Annotated in this window: 23 protein-coding genes; 19 read left to right on the top strand and 4 right to left on the bottom strand. The window is 41.7% G+C overall.

Annotation, left to right across the window (positions count from 1 at the left end; all coding sequences use genetic code 11):
* Positions 1-37 precede the first annotated feature (37 nt).
* Positions 38-877 carry a helix-turn-helix domain-containing protein gene (locus BUA56_RS02940; RefSeq protein ID WP_004844111.1) on the bottom strand — a complete coding sequence of 280 codons (840 nt, stop codon included), beginning with the start codon at positions 875-877 and terminating at the stop codon, positions 38-40.
* A gap of 282 nt (positions 878-1,159) precedes the next feature.
* Between BUA56_RS02940 and BUA56_RS02935 the strand changes: the two genes are divergently transcribed.
* From BUA56_RS02935 to BUA56_RS23545, 12 genes are all read left to right on the top strand, one after another.
* Complete coding sequence (locus BUA56_RS02935; protein ID WP_009244196.1) at positions 1,160-1,492, top strand: hypothetical protein; 333 nt, start codon at positions 1,160-1,162, stop codon at positions 1,490-1,492.
* Between the two features lie 131 nt (positions 1,493-1,623).
* Positions 1,624-2,742 (top strand): replication initiation factor domain-containing protein, encoded by a 1,119-nt coding sequence (locus tag BUA56_RS02930; RefSeq protein ID WP_242853877.1) that lies wholly within the window; start codon positions 1,624-1,626, stop codon positions 2,740-2,742.
* A complete protein-coding gene (locus BUA56_RS02925) occupies positions 2,687-2,920 on the top strand; it encodes a helix-turn-helix domain-containing protein (protein ID WP_009244192.1) in 234 nt (77 codons plus the stop codon). Before BUA56_RS02930 ends, BUA56_RS02925 begins: the two co-directional genes overlap by 56 nt.
* 205 nt (positions 2,921-3,125) lie before the next feature.
* A complete protein-coding gene (locus BUA56_RS02920; RefSeq protein ID WP_242946711.1) occupies positions 3,126-4,193 on the top strand; it encodes a tyrosine-type recombinase/integrase in 1,068 nt (355 codons plus the stop codon).
* A 195-nt stretch (positions 4,194-4,388) separates the two neighbouring features.
* Positions 4,389-4,679 (top strand): topoisomerase DNA-binding C4 zinc finger domain-containing protein, encoded by a 291-nt coding sequence (locus BUA56_RS24055; protein WP_072848882.1) that lies wholly within the window; start codon positions 4,389-4,391, stop codon positions 4,677-4,679.
* Between the two features lie 160 nt (positions 4,680-4,839).
* Complete coding sequence (locus tag BUA56_RS23830) at positions 4,840-4,971, top strand: hypothetical protein (RefSeq protein WP_278320841.1); 132 nt, start codon at positions 4,840-4,842, stop codon at positions 4,969-4,971.
* An 18-nt stretch (positions 4,972-4,989) separates the two neighbouring features.
* The gene (locus BUA56_RS22550; protein WP_084067599.1) at positions 4,990-5,757 is read left to right on the top strand and encodes a hypothetical protein; all 768 of its coding nucleotides are present in this window, start codon (positions 4,990-4,992) and stop codon (positions 5,755-5,757) included.
* A complete protein-coding gene (locus BUA56_RS22545) occupies positions 5,750-6,163 on the top strand; it encodes a hypothetical protein (protein ID WP_084067598.1) in 414 nt (137 codons plus the stop codon). Before BUA56_RS22550 ends, BUA56_RS22545 begins: the two co-directional genes overlap by 8 nt.
* Before the next feature lie 375 nt (positions 6,164-6,538).
* The gene (locus tag BUA56_RS02905; protein ID WP_072848881.1) at positions 6,539-7,309 is read left to right on the top strand and encodes an SRA domain-containing endonuclease; all 771 of its coding nucleotides are present in this window, start codon (positions 6,539-6,541) and stop codon (positions 7,307-7,309) included.
* 1 nt (position 7,310) lies between these two features.
* Positions 7,311-7,718 (top strand): (deoxy)nucleoside triphosphate pyrophosphohydrolase, encoded by a 408-nt coding sequence (locus BUA56_RS02900; protein WP_423241191.1) that lies wholly within the window; start codon positions 7,311-7,313, stop codon positions 7,716-7,718.
* Positions 7,719-7,940: 222 nt separating this feature from the next.
* Entirely contained in the window at positions 7,941-8,570 is a 630-nt protein-coding gene (locus tag BUA56_RS23550) for a hypothetical protein (RefSeq protein ID WP_242946710.1), read from the top strand.
* A complete protein-coding gene (locus BUA56_RS23545) occupies positions 8,513-9,070 on the top strand; it encodes a collagen-like protein (RefSeq protein WP_242946709.1) in 558 nt (185 codons plus the stop codon). Before BUA56_RS23550 ends, BUA56_RS23545 begins: the two co-directional genes overlap by 58 nt.
* 454 nt (positions 9,071-9,524) lie before the next feature.
* Here BUA56_RS23545 and BUA56_RS02885 read toward each other — a convergent pair whose 3' ends face one another.
* Both BUA56_RS02885 and BUA56_RS02880 read right to left on the bottom strand, forming a co-directional pair.
* A complete protein-coding gene (locus BUA56_RS02885) occupies positions 9,525-10,094 on the bottom strand; it encodes a DUF5067 domain-containing protein (RefSeq protein ID WP_072848880.1) in 570 nt (189 codons plus the stop codon).
* A 159-nt stretch (positions 10,095-10,253) separates the two neighbouring features.
* Entirely contained in the window at positions 10,254-10,565 is a 312-nt protein-coding gene (locus BUA56_RS02880; protein ID WP_072848879.1) for a helix-turn-helix domain-containing protein, read from the bottom strand.
* A 308-nt stretch (positions 10,566-10,873) separates the two neighbouring features.
* On the opposite strand from BUA56_RS02880, the gene BUA56_RS02870 reads away from it, so the two are divergent.
* From BUA56_RS02870 to mcrC, 7 genes are all read left to right on the top strand, one after another.
* The gene (locus BUA56_RS02870) at positions 10,874-11,518 is read left to right on the top strand and encodes a DUF3786 domain-containing protein (protein WP_072848877.1); all 645 of its coding nucleotides are present in this window, start codon (positions 10,874-10,876) and stop codon (positions 11,516-11,518) included.
* A gap of 206 nt (positions 11,519-11,724) precedes the next feature.
* A complete protein-coding gene (locus BUA56_RS02865) occupies positions 11,725-12,330 on the top strand; it encodes a class I SAM-dependent methyltransferase (RefSeq protein ID WP_072848876.1) in 606 nt (201 codons plus the stop codon).
* A gap of 120 nt (positions 12,331-12,450) precedes the next feature.
* The gene (locus tag BUA56_RS02860; protein WP_072848875.1) at positions 12,451-12,747 is read left to right on the top strand and encodes a DUF3795 domain-containing protein; all 297 of its coding nucleotides are present in this window, start codon (positions 12,451-12,453) and stop codon (positions 12,745-12,747) included.
* Positions 12,748-12,805: 58 nt separating this feature from the next.
* Positions 12,806-13,282, top strand: a complete 477-nt coding sequence (locus tag BUA56_RS02855) for a GNAT family N-acetyltransferase (RefSeq protein ID WP_242946708.1) — start codon at positions 12,806-12,808, stop codon at positions 13,280-13,282.
* Positions 13,283-13,373: 91 nt separating this feature from the next.
* Positions 13,374-14,147 (top strand): NERD domain-containing protein, encoded by a 774-nt coding sequence (locus tag BUA56_RS02850; RefSeq protein ID WP_072848874.1) that lies wholly within the window; start codon positions 13,374-13,376, stop codon positions 14,145-14,147.
* 41 nt (positions 14,148-14,188) lie between these two features.
* Positions 14,189-17,026 (top strand): AAA family ATPase, encoded by a 2,838-nt coding sequence (locus BUA56_RS02845; RefSeq protein ID WP_072848873.1) that lies wholly within the window; start codon positions 14,189-14,191, stop codon positions 17,024-17,026.
* Positions 17,023-18,093, top strand: coding sequence for a 5-methylcytosine-specific restriction endonuclease system specificity protein McrC (gene mcrC / locus BUA56_RS02840; RefSeq protein ID WP_072848871.1), 1,071 nt, complete (start codon positions 17,023-17,025; stop codon positions 18,091-18,093). The genes BUA56_RS02845 and mcrC overlap by 4 nt, the downstream gene beginning before the upstream one ends.
* Before the next feature lie 125 nt (positions 18,094-18,218).
* On the opposite strand, the gene BUA56_RS02835 is transcribed toward mcrC, so the two are convergent.
* Positions 18,219-19,346, bottom strand: a complete 1,128-nt coding sequence (locus tag BUA56_RS02835; RefSeq protein ID WP_072848868.1) for a zinc-dependent alcohol dehydrogenase — start codon at positions 19,344-19,346, stop codon at positions 18,219-18,221.
* Positions 19,347-19,527: the final 181 nt, after the last annotated feature.

The following is a 19,527-nucleotide window of genomic DNA, read 5'->3' as shown; positions in this document are numbered from 1 at the left end:
TGAAAGGTCACAAACCTTGCAAGTCCTCTTGTTTATCTTATGGGTTACTTCTGTCGGATTGCATTTTCCAATAGACCGCTTCTTTCGTGGCTTCTCGGAAAAAGCTATCCTGTCTGGTATATGACAGATGTTCATTCTGGATATAAGCGTCTGATTCGCAATCATATTCGTAAGGGATTACCTGTGCTGTTCCCTGTTTTTCATCAATTCCATAGATAATTACTTTGGAATCTCTCAATGCCAGTCCGAGTGTCAGAAAGCCGGAAGTGAAATAATTGTTGTTGTGTGGAGCGGTTATGCTTTTCAGTGCATGAAAGAAGTCTGCTACTTCCTCAGTCTGTCCATTCTCAAAAGCCGGAATGATATGTAAGGTGTTGTTTGCCTTATCTGCATATGCCCGGCAGACCAGAACGGAAGAATCCGCTTTTTGTATGATACCGTCAAAATAATCGCCGGAGTATGCAGTTGGCTGATAGAAAATGGCGGTTTCTTTTGTTGTAAGGTTATGATAAGTCAGAAAGCCGTTTACAAGCCGGACAATCTCGATATCATCCCCGTAGGTAAATCCGTTCTGCTCTAAAAGAGAATAGAAAGTTCTGGTAAATTCTTCCGGCAGTTCAATCCCCAGTTTTTCTGTGATAAGCATATCTACATATTCTTTAAATGAACCATACAGAAGTTCATTCAGCGTCATATTGCCCAACGTGGCAATCTGCTTCAAGCGTTTCTCATTGGGAAGATTCACACCCTTTTCCCAACTGTTTACAGAGCCTTTCGGGGCATTATCTATGATTTCCCCAAACTTCTGCATACTGTAACCGTATTTCTTGCGTATCTGTAAAATTCGTTTTCCTACTGCTTCTTTATTCACAAACATATGCACACCTCGTTTCTGTTTTCATCATAACACAAGATAAGGATAAATGTAAGGGTAAAATTATAATAAGTTATAAAAAGATATAGTTAAGCGTTTGAAATACAAAAATAAAAAGTAAGGGAAAAAGTAAAATAATTGTTGACAAGAAGAAAAAACAGGTCTATGATGAGGTTAAGAGGTAAGGAGAAAAGTAATGAAATAAATATAGACGTGGATATGAAAAGGACTTGTCACACTTACAGACACTCATTCACCATGATTTCAAAAAAGGAGAAATGTAGCATGCAGATTACATTGACAAAAGAACAGGTCAGAGAAGCGTTCGGGGAACTCCGTTACATGGGAGCAGACTACTGCTACAAGTATGATAAGGAAACCCGGAAGAAAACCGAGGAAGTGGAAGCATTGAAACTTCACCTCGGAAGCATGAAACTTGGAAACAGCGTAGATATCCGTCTGGAAGCAACAGAACTTCCAAAGGTAGAGCCTTACACAGTGGTAGAACTAGAAGAAGCGGTATATGCCCCTTATGTGCAGAGAGGAAACTTCCCGGTATTGGTGGACAGAATCTCCTGCAAGGGTATCCGTGTTGTTACCGGAAAAGGAAACGTGTAGAGACTGTTCCCGGAAATTCTCTGCGGACTGCTCCGTACAGCGTGAAAGGAGCAAAGGGAGTAGAGAAGTTCCGGGAACGTGGCGAAAGCCACGGCATACTACGAAAGGCAGGGATGATGATAACAGAGGTAATGAAAATTTCAGAACCCCCCTATACTAACAGGGGGGTAACTCGTCAGAAAGAAGATTTGACAGCACTGATTGACTGGTGTCAGATTACTGTCAAAGGTGTAGACGTGTTCATAATCATAGAAGATATCTTGCGGATTCCACTGAGTTTTATGGAACTGCATGGTAAGGAAAAAGGAATTGCTGGACACGAACTGATAGCAAGATTTGACAATATCAAGATTCTGAAACCGACAGGAAATGCACAGTATGAGGGATTTCAGATTCTTATGAGTGGTTCGGGGTGCAGGAATTATGAAAATTTCCTTATGATGAATAAGGAAACATGGTTTGATTTTCTGGAAAGAGTTTGCAGATACCCGGTGAATTTTCCGAGGATAGACTTGGCAATCGACGATACAAAGCCTTATCTGTCTATCCCGGAATTGATTCGTCTGAAAAACGAGGGGCTGATATCTAGTCAGTTGCGTGATACAGCAGAGAATCGTTCTGATAGACTGAAAGAGGATGAAATAGAAGCGCAGGGAAAAACACTATATCTCGGCAGTAAACACAGTGATTTTCGGATTACATTCTATGAAAAGGGATATGAACAGGCAGAAAAGTTCGGAAAAGAACTCAACCCGGACTGGAACAGATATGAACTTCGATTCCGGCACAAAAAAGCGGTCAGATTAGTAGAAGAACTTCTGAAAGACAGGGATGTGGCACGGATTGCGTTGTCTGTATTAAACGAGAAAGTGCGGTTTTTACAGAAGCCGGAAAACAGCACGGTTACAAGAAAACGGCTTTATCCTACTTATCCCCCGTGGGAAGAACTCATGCAGGATGTAGGGAAGATAAAGTTGACCATGAATCCAGAGAAAAAGACACTGGAACGAACATGGCAGTGGCTGAACGTAGCAGTTTCGCCCTCTTTAAAGCTAATGGATAAAATCGGAAAACTGGATAACAGAGATTATATCCGCCAGCTAATAGAACGGGGGCAGATGAACGAAGAACAACAACGCATATATGAGGACTATAAAAAATCTTTCCTTTTGAGGGAAGAAGAAAGGAGAATCTTTGACAGAACATACACAGAAAACGATACAGACAAAGAAAGCCCTTACAGTGAATGAAGCGTCAGAGTATACGGGAATTGGAAGAAATAATCTGCGAAAGCTGATTACATGGCAGAAGATTCCGGTCATAAGGATTGGAAATAAGATTCTTATACGCTCTGAGGTTTTAGACCAGTTTTTGAAGAAAAACGAAGGGCATAATCTGAAAAATAAATATGAAGTAATTGCAGTATAAACACAAATAAGCATATAATACTGTCAGACCAGTTCTGATAGTCCTTGCACGGAAAGGAGCGTGCAGATTGGGCAAGGACTTAAAAGGAAATCCATTACCGCCGGGAATTATGCAGAGAAAAAGCGGAATTTACAGAGGGCGGTTTTATTACAAAGGAGAAACGTATACAAAAGATAATGCGGACTTAAAAAAGTTAGTTCAAGAAATGGAAGATTTACGCTATGAAGTCAAGCATGGGTTGAAAGGAAAGGGCGATAATATCACTCTGGATACATGGTTTGATATCTGGCTGAATACCCATAAGAAGCGGACTATCAAGGAGAGTACACAAGTACGTTATGATGATTTTTACAGACGTTACATAAAGAAGCAGATAGGAAAACAACGTGTGGCAGATTTTAATCCGATTATTTTGGAACGTCTGCTTCAGAATATGGCAGATGATGATTACAGCACAAAGACTATACGGGATGTGTATAATATTCTCAATGCTATGTTCAAATATGCAGTGCATAACAGGATTCTTACATTCAACCCATGTGCAGGAGTGGAAGTTCCCAAAACAAAGACAAAACAGATACGGGTACTGACTGTGAAAGAACAACGGGAAGTATTGGAACACGCAAAGGAGAGAATACACGAGAATCTCATACAGGTAGCACTCGGAACGGGAATGCGTGGCGGAGAACTGCTTGGGCTTACATGGGATGATGTAGATTTTCGGAAACGGGAAATTTCTGTAAATAAAACGTTGGTGTATATCAAAGATAAGGAAACAAAGAAGTATGTATTCAAGTACCAGACACCAAAGACAAAGAACAGTATACGGACGATTCCCATGCAGGACAGTGTGTATAAGGCTTTAAAACGTCAGTGGATTCAGTTGAAAGAAATGCAGTTGTCAGCTAGTGAATGGCAACCATTAGAGGGATTTGAAAATCTTGTGTTTGTTGGAAAGAACGGAAAACCGATTACAGAACACACCTTTCAAGTGACGTTAGACTGGATAGAAAAATCTATCAATAAGGAACGAAAAAAGCAGGCAGAGAAAAACAAGACAGTGTTTATACCGATTCCGCATTTTTATCCACATGCACTTCGTCATACTTTTGCAACGCGTTGTTTTGAAGCCGGGATTGACGCAAAGGTAGTACAAGGATTCCTCGGACATTATTCCATAGCAATCACACTGGATTTGTATACGCACGTCACAGATGATAAAGCAAAATCGGAAATGGATAAATTACAGAATTTGTATAAGGAAATCATATAATCAGAACAAGAATAAGAAAGAGAATAGAAAAGGTGCAACATTTCTTTAGAAAATTATTTGACCGAGATTTGACCGAAGCGGATTTTGCAACAAGTACAGAACAGCGAAAACCCGCTAACCACAAGGGCTAACGGGCTTCGTTGTTTTATAGTTATCTAAAGGAATGAGCTCTTATTATATGGCGGTGAAAATCATATGAATTCGGATATATGTAAAAATTGTTTATATAAAGCGGAAGAAAATGGAAATACCATGATGAAGCATCGGGGAGACAAAAGTAAACAAAAGCGTATCAGATACGACGCTTCAGTTTGTACGCAGTGTGGTGGAAAGCTAAGCGAAAAAAGTGGACAGTACGGAAATTTTTTGGGCTGCAGTAATTATCCGAAGTGCTGGTCCACAAAAAAATTAAATTACGTGAGGCATCGAAAGATTTTCCCATATAGTGCAGGACCTGCCGGCTGCTATATATTCTCTTTCTGTTAGGAGGCGATTGTGCAGTTGATCTTGTGAGTGTAAGGAAGATAATTTTGATGTTAAAATTGATGAATTGCTCTGCGGAAATTGAGAAGTCTGCCTTGCTGTCAGGAAAAGTAAAAGAATACGGATAATGCTGATAATTTAGAAAAGACGAAAGGGAACAACGATGAGTTTTTTAGATAAAATAGAAAAACAATTAACTCAAATGTCGGAAGCGGAGAAGGATGCATGGATTTTATCTCAGGCAAAGCTGCTTTCTGAAAGTCAGCGGGAAGGAATCTGGCTGTCGCTTTCTTGAGAAAAGAAAATTATTGGTATGCCAAGGTATGATGAGATTAATAAATTTTGTGAAAGTGTTGAGAATGGTGAGATATATTTTGAGTATGAGACACATTATTATGAGTTTGACAATGATGGCAGATATATGGATGACTGGGAAAGCTGGCATAACGATGTGTTTGGTGTGATACCATTTCTGAACAGAGTTTTTGCAGGATGCCATGACCTGCTGTGTCTGGAGGAGTATGAGCATGTGGTTAGGCTCTTAGACAGGGTTTGTGAGCTGAAATTTTCAGTTGAAAAAGCTGAAGATTCTGAGGATGAGCCAGAGGAGGAAACATTTTCCTTGTCTGATGCGGATAAAGAGGGCATGTTTTCCAGAAAACTCTGTGATGTGGGAGAGGATTGGATCAGAGCGGTCACGCAATTGACAAACGGACAGGAACAGAGTAGTCAGATTCTAAAATTACTTAGAATGTTTGAACACCCAGTGTGCAAAAAGGTCAAGCCCAGAATCCTTCTGGAAGAGGGAATTTCTAAGGAGATGTTCATTGATATGGCAATGTTCTTGGAGGGTGAAATTGTTAAGCTGGAAGCGCTGGAGGAAGAACTAACGCGGAAAGGTAATTGCTATCGTGAAAGATATGAGGTTCGCTCCCAAATCGATAGAAAGACGGAAATGTTGCTGGATATCCGTATAAAATGCCTGAATACAATATCAGGTGACAGCGGACAAAAAGAATTGAAGCTGGCTGCTTGTTGGAAGTCAGGAAGGGATCAAATGGTTAAGTTACAAAATGATTGACGACCAACCGGAGATTGATACAATCCAGAACATCTGCGAAGCACTTATCAGGAATGGAAAGCTGGAACAGGAAGACTGGGGGATAAGAAAGAAGGTTCTGGAGGATATAATCCGAAATAAATATTACGTTTATTATAACTGTGGCGATGTGATGGAGGAACTGACAGAAAAGCTGTGTGCCAATCGAGAAGAGTATCTGGCATGTGCGGATATTATGGACGCATCGGGTACATACAAAGAGAGGGCCGCATACTTGTATTACGAACACGGGAAAGAAGATAAATATTTATCCTATCTGGAAGAACATCTGGAGAGCAGCAGCAAAGAATATTCTGCCTTGATTACATATTATCAGGAGCATGGACAGCAGGAGGATGCATGCCGGGTTGCAGAACTGGGGCTTTAACGATGCAAGGAAGACTTGACGGTCTGTTTTATCTGTCTTATGTTGGAGGCACAGAAAACCGGCGACCAGAAACAGTTTCGAAAGCTGTATGCTAGCGCAAAGCGGAGAAAACATGTGGAGGTTGAAAAAATTAAAAAGGCATTGGAGGAATCAGATTAGGCGTATTACAAGACTGCCGTTTCTACAAAACGCTTTTACGCAACGGCGCAGAATAACTACTATTATGGACGGTTCACGTAAATGTAGTAAACTGCTCATAGAAAAAATGGGAAGTTACGGAAATGACCACAGTGGAAATTCGATATCTTACACCTAACGATGACAGAATGGCAACAGAAGCACTAGAAATTTATAAGGCATAGGTGGATTATTATAGTGAGAATTGCAGATATATTAAATATAAAAGTAAAACATAAGGTTTTTGGGATAGGTATAATAACTGAGGTTTCAGACAATCATTTGACAATCAATTTTGCAGCTAAAGAATCAAAGTTTATATACCCAGATGCTTTTGAACAGTTTATAGAGGCCGAAGATTCATCGGTGCAAGCTGAAATTATGAAAGAAGTCAATAACAAAAAATTGGCTGCAAAAATGCAGCAACAAGCAGCAGAGGAAGCACGTAAGACGGAAGAAGAACGTCACATAACAGATGGACAAACTGTTCTTGTGAAAAGAAATAGAAAAGGAATTGAGGATGGATTTGGCCCTGATTATAATGTAAGGCATTTAGCAAGACAGCCTGTTCTCACCTATCAACAAGTAGAAGAACAATTTGGAATTAAGATTGCTGGCTTTGGCCGGGGAATTAATAGAACATCGTCAACAGTAGTTCTCATTTCTTCGGTAGATAAAAAGAAGGCTGGTTTTGTATATCATGACCATTGGACTTCCGATGGGGATTATATGTATTCTGGCGAAGGAAAAACTGGCCACCAGCAGATGACTATTGGTAACAGAGCAATTGTAGATGCAGAGCGTGACGGAAAAATAATACATTTGTTTGTTAAATTCTCACCACAGGAATATTATTATCAAGGTGTATTTTCTTTGGTGAATTATACATATGAAGATGACAAAGATGAATCCGGGAATGTTCGCAAAGAGTATAAGTTCAGATTAAGAAAACAGCATTTAGAGGAATAATGTGGTGAAAACAACAAAAGTAGTAGCGGCAGTTATTTGTGATTCTTTCGAAAGTACAACTAAGATTTTTGCCACTGCCAGAGGATATGGTGAATTCAAGGGACAATGGGAATTTCCCGGAGGAAAAATTGAAGACGGTGAAACACCTCAGCAGGCTCTGATAAGAGAAATGCAAGAAGAACTTGATGTAAAAGTCGAAGTCGGTGCATTGATTGATACCGTTGAGTATGATTACCCTACTTTCCATTTAAGTATGGATTGCTTCTGGTGTGTTGTGGCAGATAGGAAAATTATGCTCAAAGAAGCGGAAGAAGGAAGATGGCTTAACAAAGATGAATTATATACTGTAGATTGGTTGCCAGCTGATATAGCGTTGATTAAAAAAATGCAGAATAGCCTATTTAGATGAGACAGTAGATTTGTCCCCATGAAAGCCCTTTTTCAGCGACTTTCCTTTTCTATCTTCCAGCTTCAGCAGCCCTGTTATGGATAGAGCAGAACCAAATATTTGCAGTTACAGAAATATAAACTATTTTTACCTCCAGCATAGACTTATAGTATACAGTTCTTATGCATGTGGTTTCCTGTATGCATAAAAAAAGAAAGGATATGTATATGAATAATAGCAAGGATGGAAATTATCATAAAAATAGTTGCAATTGCTGCAATTGCGGATGCTGCCGTGGCCCGCAGGGCGAACCAGGTCCGAAGGGAGAACAGGGTCCCCAGGGCGAACCAGGTCCGAAGGGAGAACAGGGTCCCCAGGGGCAACCAGGTCCGAAGGGAGAACAGGGTCCCCAGGGCGAACCAGGTCCGAAGGGAGAACAGGGTCCCCAGGGTCAACCAGGTCCGAAGGGAGAACAGGGTCCCCAGGGTCAACCAGGTCCCCAAGGCGAACGAGGCCCTCAGGGAGAACGAGGGCTGCAAGGCGAACCAGGTCCTCAAGGGGAACAAGGTCTGCAAGGTGATGCCGGCCCGCAGGGCGAACAGGGTCCCCAAGGCGAACCAGGCCCCCGGGGAGAACGAGGGCTGCAAGGCGAATCAGGCCCGCAGGGAGAACGGGGTCTGCAAGGCGAACCAGGTCCGCAGGGGGAACGGGGTCTGCAAGGCGAACCAGGTCCTCAAGGCGAACAAGGCCCGCAGGGTGAATCTGGTCCTCAGGGAGAACAAGGCCCTGAGGGCACCTTTCATCCAGGAGATGTTTTGTTTTATATCAATGGTAATGGTGGTCCAATACCCATCCGATTTGGAGAGGAGTTAAACTTTATATCTCCTAATCTTAACATTAATATATTTGACAATCCAGCGACTGTAGAAATAGACGGAAAAGCAAGGGAAACTGCATTCGGCGGTATTTATTCCAACATGATGCAAACGTTTGCTTTTACTGCCATTGACCAGATTGAACAGGTGCAGCTTAACAATTTTATGCCTTCTTTTGATGTTGGGACAGTTACAAACGGACTGCAGATTTATTTTCCAGGCGAATATGAAATCAATTACATGATCCGTATCGCCCCAGTTGATGTGCCGGACCAGACAATTTCTGCGGGAGTACGGCAGAATGACACTTTTATCGATTCTACAATGCAATATAGCACATTATCTACAACGGAAGACACAATATTGCAGGGAAGCATCATTGAATACCTGAGCGGTCAGGTTGACTTGGCATTTTTGTCGACTGATGCTGCAAGGTTCAATTTGTCCCAGCTTACAAACGCTGCGCTTACGGTGAAACGAATTTCACCATTTCTATAATAAGACGGTATAATAGTTTCCTCCCATTATAACAAATTGCAACACCATTGAGCATCATGATATTTTAGACTAAAGCAGGATACGGGTGAATACTGTAAAAATTAATATCACATCTGATTACCCGGGCAAAATATAAAGTTGTGTAATTACCGTGTATCGAAAGACCGCTAACTTCCAGTTATCCTTGAAAGTTAGCGGTTATGGAAATAAGTTTAGAAACTCAGCAGTAATTGCTTTTCTGTTCTGTGCCGTTTCTTCACGCCATGGTTGGTTACGTTAACATTATTGTCTGCAATAATCTGTCATAATTGTTCTTTTGCAATAGTTATAAAAAGCTCCTTCCTGAAAAAGAATTAGTTTCTCATACTTTTCAAGAAAGAGCTGTTTGTTTTAAAAGACGCAAACTATGTTACGCATCCGGTCCCTGTTGGAGCAGGGGCCGGCTTTTATGAAATTATTTGTTAAATACGAATGTAATATCTTTGCTTGACCAAAAGTCTGGAGAGACTTTAATTTCCATGGTACTCCATTCGGCAGGTACCTGATATGCAATTATTCCATTCATCTTCTTCCCGGCAGCAACAGAACCGTCAAGCTGATTTTTTCCTTCAGCTTCTGATACCTGTAAACCTAAAATATCTTGGTTTATTGAGTAATCATCGCAGTATGCTTCAAAACTGGCTATTGAACTGATAGCAATATCTTTTTCTGAATTATTCGTAATCTCGAACTCGCACAATAAAAATACATTACCCTCATCAGGTGTCGTAAACTCATTACCACTTGATTCAGTAGTGGATAACAGAGTGATCTGAATCCCTTTTTGTTCAGCTGTTTCTCCTATGGCAAATTCCGTTTTTTCCTTAGTTTCTTCGGATTTTGCGTCTCCTTTTCCAGCGGTCGCGTCTTTAACCTTGTCATCTTTTTTACCCAAAGCAGTTCCAATTACTCCTAGAATGGCAAGTACAACGATAACGATCAATGCGGTTTTAAGACAACTTCCCTTTTTCTTTTCTCTACTCACTTAAAACTCCTCCTCTTATTGAATAATATTTTTATTAAACGCCAAAGCGATTAATTCATTAAAAACGGATAGCAGTTACGTTATAGAGCAGCCCCGGATGAATCGACTCTTATTTAAATAACTTATGTATCTCCTTCTTTCACAAAGGATTCTCCCGATTTATTTTGTTTCGGACAAAAGTTGTATTAAATGCAATTTCTGTTCCTTAGACATGTTTTTCCCAGTTTTGATTATAAGCGTTTCAACATCGTCATAGGTTGGTTCATTTTTATTAATGACAGAATCATCGAAATCATTAAGAGTCAGGCCAAGTATTCCAGCAATGGATTTAAGGGTCTCTAACTTAGGATCTTTGGTAGCGCCACTGAGTATTTTATTTATAGTGCCAAGAGGTACACCAGATCTTTCTGCAAGTTCTGCATTTGTTAATCCCAATTTCTTTTTAAATTCAGCGATTTTTTCAAGACCCATTTTTTTGCCTCCTATGGTAATATTTTACCGTATAATATGAGAGGAGTCAATCAATAGTTATACTTAATGGTAAAAACGCACCTGTATTGACCGTTAAGTATAATATTGTTGTACATCTGCCAGTCGTTACCGGTTAAAATGGTATCCGGAATCTCGACAGCCGGCCTCCCCGCGGGAAATCCCAGAAGATCGATACCGCCTCTCATCAAAGGTTTACAAATAAAAAAGGGAATGTTAATATTTAGATAGTACTTCAAAAGCAGATGAAGATGCCAGGAAAGATCAGAAGTAAAAGATAAAGGAAGCATATGAAAATAGAACAGGGTATTTCCAATTATGAAAAAATGAAAAACAATATGGCAGATGTATTCCTGCAATACGATCAGGAAGAGATGATCCGGAAGTTTGGACTGACGCAGGATAAAAACTATCTGTATATTTGCTGTCTGAACCGGCAATATCGTATCAGCCGTCTGAACGGGCAGGTAAGCTGGTCAGAGGATGCTTTTCAAACGGAAGGAGAGGCTGACTACAACGAAGCCATGACCTTATATGATGTGCTCTGCTGTTCCAAAGAGAACTGCCATCTTGCCTGTGAGTGGGTAAATGTGGGAAGCCTTTCTGCAGTACAGGGCGGCACATTGGCAAAAGGAAGCGATTTTTTTCAGGATGCCGGGAAGTATTTCGACGGGAAAAAGGATGCCTTGGCCCTTGCATGTGAAAGGCTTAAGGGAAGAAAGGTGGAAAAGGGGGATGTTGCCTATGAGCTCGACTTGTTTCCTTTTCTTCCGGTAGTTTTGAGGTTTTGGGAATCCGATGAAGAATTTCCCGCAAGTCTGCAAATTCTGGTGGATAGAAATATTCTTGATTATATGCATTATGAGACTCTTATGTTTGCTATTTCACATATGTTGAACCGATTACGAGATGAGATAAATAAAGTTTTGCCCTAAAGGATACAGAGATAAGACCGAATCGTTTAAAAAGAGGGATTTGCCGGACAAAGAACAAAGAATACCATCCGGCAAATCCCTTTATTTTGTTTGGCAAAACAAGTGCCAGACATTTTTTTCATATCCGGCTAACTGCTTTTATGGACGCTTCATCTCAAATGTAGTAAACTGAATTCAGCAGGAAATAGAATTTTGGAGGAATCGATTTGGGAAAAAAGACGGAACAGTCTCAAAAGGTATACAATGCCATGGCGTGGGAATATGACTCTGCGCCAGAAGGCAGTTACACAAGACCCCACAAAGAAGAGATAATTAAAAACGCTGTGCTCAGGGAAGGAGATACTATTCTGGACGTTGCCTGCGGCAATGGGCATTTGCTTGGGGAACTCTCCAAAAAGGAGAGAGTGCATGCTTTTGGAGTGGACATTTCAGAAAATATGATTGCGGCTGCCAGGGAAAGATACCCGGCCTGCACATTTGCAGTGGGGCCTTGTGCTCCTCTTGGTTTTGAAAACGAGAGCGTGGACGTCATTACAGTGTCCTGCGCATTCCATCATTTTGAGACGCCCCAGGTCTTTGTCAAGGAATGTGTGCGTGTATTGAAGAAGAACGGGAAAGTCTTTATTGCCGAACCATTTTTCCTTCCGGCAGTAAGGTGGATTGCCAATGCGGTGGTATTTCCATTTACCAAAACCGGAGACGTAAAGGTGTATAGCCAAAAAGAGCTGCATTTATTTTTGGAGTCGGCTGGTTTTTCTGATATTGAATCTTACATAACAGGTACAGTATTATTTCTTTCCGCAAGAAAATAAATCTGTAGTAAAAACTATAATGTTCGCGCCCGTGCCGATCTGAAGGAGGCGTGCCAGGTGGCGTGGACGCAGGCGGGCGGCATTGAGTGACTGTATAAAATGTGAATGGAGAATATGTATATGGAAAAGAAGATGAGCTGCTGCGGTACGATATGTTCCGATTGTGAGTATTACCCGGCGGATTGCCCGGGATGCCGGGAGATCAAAGGCAAGGTATTCTGGCTGGAATATACGGGAGACTCCTGCTGTGATATTTATGAATGCTGTATCAACAAAAGGAAATACGAGCATTGTGGGAAATGTGGGGATTTGCCGTGCCGCCGCTATGAACGTGATGACCCAACAAAAACGAAGGAAGAGAATGAAGCCGATCACTTTATGCAGATAGAGAATTTAAAAAAATATAAGGAAGAATAGAGGAAAGATGGAGGCTGTTAAAGGGGCAGGTGACGCCCCTGTTTACCGATTATAAAAAATGATTGAAGGTATAGAGAACGTTAAATGGAGAGAAGGTGCAAGATTGATAAGATATGTAACAAAGAGTGATGAAAGACAAATAGTGTCGATGATGGAACTGGTAAAAGATGATTTTGCCGGTTATAAAGAAAAGGAATTTTTACAGGCAGTGCACAATGCTGTTAGTAATGAGGAAGCTATTATGGAAGAGGAAGACGGGAGAATAGCAGGGCTGCTTATATGCGCAAAAGAAACAAAAGAACTGTCCTTCCTTGCTGTGCATCCAGAGTATCGTAAAAAGGGTGTGGCTAAAAGATTGATTATGAAAATGGCTGAATGGTTTACTTTCGGAGATATCATTTCTGTAGTTACCTTCCGGGAGGGGGACCCGAAAGGCATACCTGCCAGAGCATGTTATCATGCCTGCGGATTTGTGGATGATGAAAAATTGATAGTATTTGATTATCCCTGTCAGAGACTAGTCCTGCGGTTATAAGAGGAAAAAGAAAGATATGAGATGGAACTATAAACATACACAAGAGTACTTAGATATATTTTAGAATGTACCATAGATGCGGGGGGATATTATGTCAAAGGGACTTTTAGACGTACTGTTAGACAGTATATTTGATGCAGACTGGGTGGGACGGCGTGGAGAGAAATTGACAGAGAGGGAGCTTAACTTAGTGAGGCTGCTAGGCCGAAAGGGTCAGGTACTTCGCAATATATATGTACCGAAGGATAATGGCGAGACATCGGAGATCGATGTAGTCTTTATTACGCAAAAGGGAATCTTCGTCATAGAGAGTAAAAATTATTCAGGCTGGATTTTTGGGGATGAGAAAGATACTTATTGGACAGCCATGCTGCCGAATCGGGAAAAAAACCGATTTTATAATCCTATTAAGCAGAATCGAACGCATATCAAGTGGCTTGGACAATACCTTGGGGAGGATATTCCACTATTTTCTATTGTAGTATTTTCGGAGCGATGCGAACTAAAAAAGGTTACGGTAGAGAGTTCGGATATCCGTGTTATCAAAAGGGATCGGCTATATGCAGCGGTGAGGGATATTTGGGATCATGCAAATGACGCAGCAGACGAGACTAAGGTGGAAGCTTTGTATGATATGCTGGAAGAATTGACCCATGCGGATCAGGCGGTTAAGGCGGCTCATATAGAGCGCATTCACAAAAAGTATAACAGGACAGAGCAGCAGGACACTTCTCTCATCTGCCCCCGCTGCGGAAGTGCCCTTGTTTTTCGTCAGGCAAAAAAGGGCGTGAATGCCGGTCGTGGATTCTATGGCTGCTCCAAGTATCCGAAATGCAGGTACATACGGAACATCGAAGAGACATAAGGACGTGATATCATTAAAACAAAGGATAAAGAGGAGAAATTATGTTTAACAAGATTCTGTTGAAAAAGGCGCTTGCCGGGTACAAGAAGGAATTTGTGCAGAAGCAGTGGCCGGAGGAAAAATATAAATGGGAAGCGGTTAAGTGTTTTCAGATGAATTGGGATGTCAATGCAGATGATTTTGCACAGATGCTCAGGAAGGCTCTGTCACAAACAGGAAATCTTCTTGCCTCAGCGAAAAATTTCCCGGCCAGGATGATTACGAAGTTTGCTGAACTTGCCCCTGAAGAAGTTCGCTCCATGTTTATTGAGCTCTTTGACGAGAGCAGGGATACATACGAGCGTGTTGCGAACTTTAAGGAGAAGTCTGATTTTCTGTTGGAGAGAGACGGGAATGGTGCAGCACAGCACTATCAGCATGAGAACGCAATTTCTGTCTATATGTGGCTGCGGTATCCTGACAAGTATTACATTTATAAGCTGGGTGAGATTAGTGCAGCAGCAGAACTGCTGGAAAGTGATTATCATTTTAAAAGGGGAGCGTTTGCAGAGAATATCCGTAATTTCCTTGCCTTCTATGATGAAATCTGTGAGGAATTGAAGCAGGACAGTGAGCTAAAGGCTCTCCTGAATTCCCAATTGAGCGGGACCTGTTATTCAGACCCAGAGCTTCACACCCTTACCATCGATGTTGGGTTTTACATAAGCAGACATTTTGGAAAACAGGATTCCAAGCCGGAAGCGGATGAATGGTGGCCATTGGATTATACGCCGGCGCTTTCTGCCGATGAATGGGAAGCACTTCTTGAAGATGACGAGGTTTTTACACCCAGCAGTCTGGAGATAATGAAGAGAATGCTTGCTTATGGCGGGAAGGCCACGTGTACACAGTTATCCATCAAATATGGAGAGAGCAAGAACTTTTATAATGCAGGCTCATCTGCATTGGCTAAGCGGATAGTGCAAAAAACAGGATGCCCGGTTATGCAGAGGGAGGATGAAAATTCACGCTGGTGGCCGGTGCTTTATGTTGGAAAAAATGCCAAAAAGGACGAGGAAGGCTCTTATGTGTGGAAGCTACGTGAGGAATTGGCAGAGGCATTAAAAAGAATTGATTTGTCCGAGGTGGATTTGTATGCGAACCTTTCGCCTGCAATCTGGAAAATCAGCCATGGCCTGGACTGTATTACCGATGAAGAAGCAGCCGCTTTTCTAAAAAAACACGTGGTTGTGGTACATAAGGACACAGCGGCAAAGGCAAGGAGCAAAACTGCCCAGGGGGAAAGCTTTATGGCCAACATGAAAAAGGGTGACTATTTTTACCTGTGCCGCGGCAACAGCATCCGCCTGCTCGGAAGAATTGATTCTGATGAAGCAGAACTGAACCCTGAGAAACAGAATGGATGGTATCAGCGCTCCTATACGGCTATAGCTGAGTCTTGTGATACCAAACCTTATACGGGAAAGCAAAAATGGTGGACACCGAATGATAACTCCACCTGTATAGAGGTGGGGGATGCAGATAAGCACTTGTTTGAAGAAGTGATTTTGAAGCCGTATTTCGATATAACCGTTGGCCAGCTGCTTACGAATGATACTTCGGGCCGGCATTACTGGTTTTTAAATGCCAATCCTAAAATCTGGAGTATCTCAGGCATGCCTGTGGGCGGGGTACAGGATTATACGCTTTACAATGATAACGGGAATAAACGAAGGATCTTTCAGAACTTTTTGGATGCGAAGGCCGGTGATATGGTGATTGGGTATGAGTCTACGCCGGTGAAGCAGATTGTAGCAATTGCCAGAGTTACCGCAGAGCAGGATGGAGAGAAGATATACTTCGAAAAAATAGAAGGCTTATCATCACCGATTGATTACGCAGCGCTTAAAGCCTGCCAGGAGCTGGAACGCATGGAGTATTTTTCTATGCAGCAGGGCAGCCTGTTTAAGCTGACAAAGGGCGAATATGAATTTATCCTGGATATGATTCGTGACGAGAATCCGGCGCCTGTTCCGGCAGATACCTTACCTAAATATTCCAGGGAGAAATTTCTTGACCAAGTATATATGACAGAGAAGCAGTACGAGCGTTTGATTTCTGTCCTTGGCAGGAAAAAGAATATTATTCTGCAGGGAGCTCCGGGTGTGGGAAAGACATATGCAGCGAAGCGCCTGGCTTACGCAATGATGGGTGAGAAGGACGATGACCGCATTGCGTTCGTGCAGTTCCATCAGAATTACTCGTACGAAGATTTTATGATGGGGTACAAACCTGTCGACGACGGCTTTGAACTGAGATATGGAATTTTTTATGGCTTCTGTAAAAAAGCCGCAAATCATCCGGATAAAGATTATTACTTTATTATAGATGAGATCAACCGCGGCAATATGAGTAAGATATTCGGTGAACTGCTTATGCTGATTGAGTGCGGTTATCGCGGAACAAGCGTCACTTTAGCTTATAACGGACTGAGTTTTTCAGTGCCCAAACGTCTCCATATCATTGGCTTGATGAATACGGCGGATAGAAGCCTGGCAATGATTGATTACGCGCTGCGTCGCCGGTTTAGCTTTTTCGATATGGAGCCGGGATTCACGTCTAAGGGGTTCATCAAGTATCAGAAAAGCCTTGCGAATGATACCTTTGATGCACTCATCGAAAAAATCAAAATGCTAAATGATGAAATTAGTGCAGATACCTCACTGGGGAAGGGATTCTGCATAGGGCACAGTTATTTTTGCAATATTTCGGAATGTACGGATGAATGGCTGAAGGACATTGTTGATTTTGATATTCTGCCAATGCTGAGCGAATATTGGTTCGACGATAAGACCACATATCAGCGCTGGGAAAATATTCTGCAGGGAGTATTTCAATGAGGAAGGATAAAGGCATAGTAATAAAAAATATATACTATATGCTGTCCTATGCATTTAAAATACTGAACCAGTCTGTTTATGAAGAGGTGGCGGCGGAGGAGTTTGAAGACATGTATAATCTCTTTTCGGCAATATTGTCAAAGGGGATTGGCCTGCAGCTTAAGCAGGGACTGTATCGGGAATATAAGAACTGTCAGGATGAACTGCCGGTCATGCGCGGAAAAATTAATATGCCGGGCACGATTCGAAACCGGCTGGGGCATGAAAGGGTGTTGTCTTGTGAATTTGATGAGCTGTCAGAGAACAATACTCTCAACCAGATTATAAAAACAACGGTCATGCTTTTACTTAGAAACCGCGATGTGAAATCAAATTACAAAGATGACCTGAAGAAAAAAATGCTGTTTTTTTCCGGGGTGGATACCCTTGAGCCGTCAGCCATACAGTGGACATCAATACGTTTTCAGAGAAATAATCAGACATACAGAGTGCTGACAGGTATCTGCCGGCTGATCCTGGAAGGAATGTTAATCACCACCGAGAAGGGTAAGTATAAACTTGCGTCATTTATTGATGAACAGAGAATGTGCCGCTTGTATGAAAAATTTATATTAGCATATTATTCTCAGCATTTTCCCTCATTGTCAGTAAACGCATCTCAAATTGCGTGGGCGGTGGATGATGACATCAGAACGATGCTGCCCCAAATGCGGAGTGATATACATCTTCAAAAGGGCAATACTGTGCTCATCATCGATGCCAAGTACTATGCCCGCACAACGCAGGAACAGTATAATAAGCATACACTGCATTCAAACAACCTGTATCAGATTTTTACCTATGTAAAAAACCGGCATTATGCATTTGGGGATGAGCCCAATGAGGTATCAGGTATGCTGCTGTATGCAAAAACAGAGGAAGAGATTCAGCCCAATAATGTCTATCGGATGCATGGAAATAAAGTCAGTGTAAAAACACTGGATTTGAATTTGCCGTTTACAGATCTTTCAGCGCAGCTGGATGCAATCGTCAGGGAACATTTTGGTGATACACTTGTCCGCAGATAGAGAGCTGTACTCTGGTATGTAAATATAAAAGCAGGGGTTTTGCCGGGTGGTGATAAGCCCCAGGACAAAACCCCGATTAGTTGGCAAACGGTATGCGTTAAAGCAAAGGGTTCATTTATGGGATATTATGGCTTTAAGATTACTTTAATACAGCCATCCTCTTTTTTATCAAAAATGCTGTATGCGTGGCTGCCTTCTTCTAAGGAAAGCTTATGGGTGATGATATCTGTCGCGTCAAATTCACCTTTTTGAATCTTTTGCAGTATCAAATCTACATATCTGGTGGCAGGGCACTGGCCCATTTTCAAGGAGATATTCTTGGAGAAAAAGTTTCCAAGAGGGAAATTATTATATTTATTGCCATAGACGCCTACCAGGGCTACGGTTCCCGTTTTTCTGATACACTGGGAAGCTGTTTCTATGGCTGACTTTGATCCGCCCTGCAGTTTTAGCGCAGTTTCGATTTTTTCCACAACAGAAGTTTTGCCATCCAGTCCGACACAGTCAATGACGGAGTGAGCTCCTCCGTGAGTGATTTCTTTTATATATTCTCCTACTTGTTCATATTCTTCAAAATTTATTGCTTCCACGCCATAGCTTCTTGCATGGTTCAGGCGATATCCCACACTATCCACTGCAATGATCCTGCCGGCTCCTTTTTGAATACACCATTTGATCGTCATCAGTCCTATAGGACCGCAGCCTAGTACAACTACGGTATCTCCGGCTTTCACATTTGCTATTTCAGTACCCCAATAAGAAGTCGGCAGGACGTCTGTTACAAATAAAACCTGCTCATCTGTCAATTCTTCCGGAACTTTTTTAGGACCTACATTGGCATATGGTACCCTGATATATTCTGCTTGTCCGCCGGCGTAATTCCCATGATATTTACTATAACCAAATAATCCGCCCGATTCAGCGTAATCATTTGAATTATCGCACTGGCTGTACTCTCCTTTATTACAGAATTCACAATGTCCGCAGGCAACCGGAAAAGGGATTACCACCCTGTCGCCTTTCTTCAGATTTTTAACTTCCTTTCCGGCTTCTTCTACGATACCCATTGTCTCATGGCCTAACACGTATCCGTCATACATTCCTTTTACTAAGCCGTGCACTAAATGTAAATCCGATCCGCAGATAGCCGTAGAAGTAACTTTTACGATGACATCATCCTCTTTTTCTAATTTGGGATCCTCCACGGACCTGTATTCCACTTTCTGCAGCCCGTCATATACGATAGCTTTCATTGCAATACCTCCCTGTTATGATTTAAAAATATTATCTGTAGATGAAAAAAATCTATACCGGTTATTTACATATGTGACTTTTTTCAATATGGCGTTGATAATGTTAAGTGAGTGTTATCTTTCATAGGAAAACGTAGGATATAAGTTGACGGCATCCTATAGGATGAAGTATGGTAAAAGG

Origin of the sequence: Lactonifactor longoviformis DSM 17459 (assembly GCF_900129135.1) — a bacterium.
Lineage (GTDB): Bacteria > Bacillota > Clostridia > Lachnospirales > Lachnospiraceae > Lactonifactor > Lactonifactor longoviformis.
The sequence above is the reverse complement of the archived record's forward strand: the minus strand, read 5'-3'. Positions and strand labels throughout refer to the sequence as shown.

Coding starts and splice junctions, on each gene's coding strand:
- BUA56_RS02940 (WP_004844111.1), bottom strand. CDS start 877: ATGTTTGTGAATAAAGAAGCAGTAGGAAAACGAATTTTACAGATACGC.
- BUA56_RS02935 (WP_009244196.1), top strand. CDS start 1,160: ATGCAGATTACATTGACAAAAGAACAGGTCAGAGAAGCGTTCGGGGAA.
- BUA56_RS02930 (WP_242853877.1), top strand. CDS start 1,624: ATGAAAATTTCAGAACCCCCCTATACTAACAGGGGGGTAACTCGTCAG.
- BUA56_RS02920 (WP_242946711.1), top strand. CDS start 3,126: ATGGAAGATTTACGCTATGAAGTCAAGCATGGGTTGAAAGGAAAGGGC.
- BUA56_RS24055 (WP_072848882.1), top strand. CDS start 4,389: ATGAATTCGGATATATGTAAAAATTGTTTATATAAAGCGGAAGAAAAT.
- BUA56_RS23830 (WP_278320841.1), top strand. CDS start 4,840: ATGAGTTTTTTAGATAAAATAGAAAAACAATTAACTCAAATGTCGGAA.
- BUA56_RS22550 (WP_084067599.1), top strand. CDS start 4,990: ATGCCAAGGTATGATGAGATTAATAAATTTTGTGAAAGTGTTGAGAAT.
- BUA56_RS22545 (WP_084067598.1), top strand. CDS start 5,750: ATGATTGACGACCAACCGGAGATTGATACAATCCAGAACATCTGCGAA.
- BUA56_RS23550 (WP_242946710.1), top strand. CDS start 7,941: ATGGAAATTATCATAAAAATAGTTGCAATTGCTGCAATTGCGGATGCT.
- BUA56_RS02880 (WP_072848879.1), bottom strand. CDS start 10,565: ATGGGTCTTGAAAAAATCGCTGAATTTAAAAAGAAATTGGGATTAACA.
- BUA56_RS02870 (WP_072848877.1), top strand. CDS start 10,874: ATGAAAATAGAACAGGGTATTTCCAATTATGAAAAAATGAAAAACAAT.
- BUA56_RS02860 (WP_072848875.1), top strand. CDS start 12,451: ATGGAAAAGAAGATGAGCTGCTGCGGTACGATATGTTCCGATTGTGAG.
- BUA56_RS02855 (WP_242946708.1), top strand. CDS start 12,806: ATGATTGAAGGTATAGAGAACGTTAAATGGAGAGAAGGTGCAAGATTG.
- BUA56_RS02850 (WP_072848874.1), top strand. CDS start 13,374: ATGTCAAAGGGACTTTTAGACGTACTGTTAGACAGTATATTTGATGCA.
- BUA56_RS02845 (WP_072848873.1), top strand. CDS start 14,189: ATGTTTAACAAGATTCTGTTGAAAAAGGCGCTTGCCGGGTACAAGAAG.
- mcrC (WP_072848871.1), top strand. CDS start 17,023: ATGAGGAAGGATAAAGGCATAGTAATAAAAAATATATACTATATGCTG.
- BUA56_RS02835 (WP_072848868.1), bottom strand. CDS start 19,346: ATGAAAGCTATCGTATATGACGGGCTGCAGAAAGTGGAATACAGGTCC.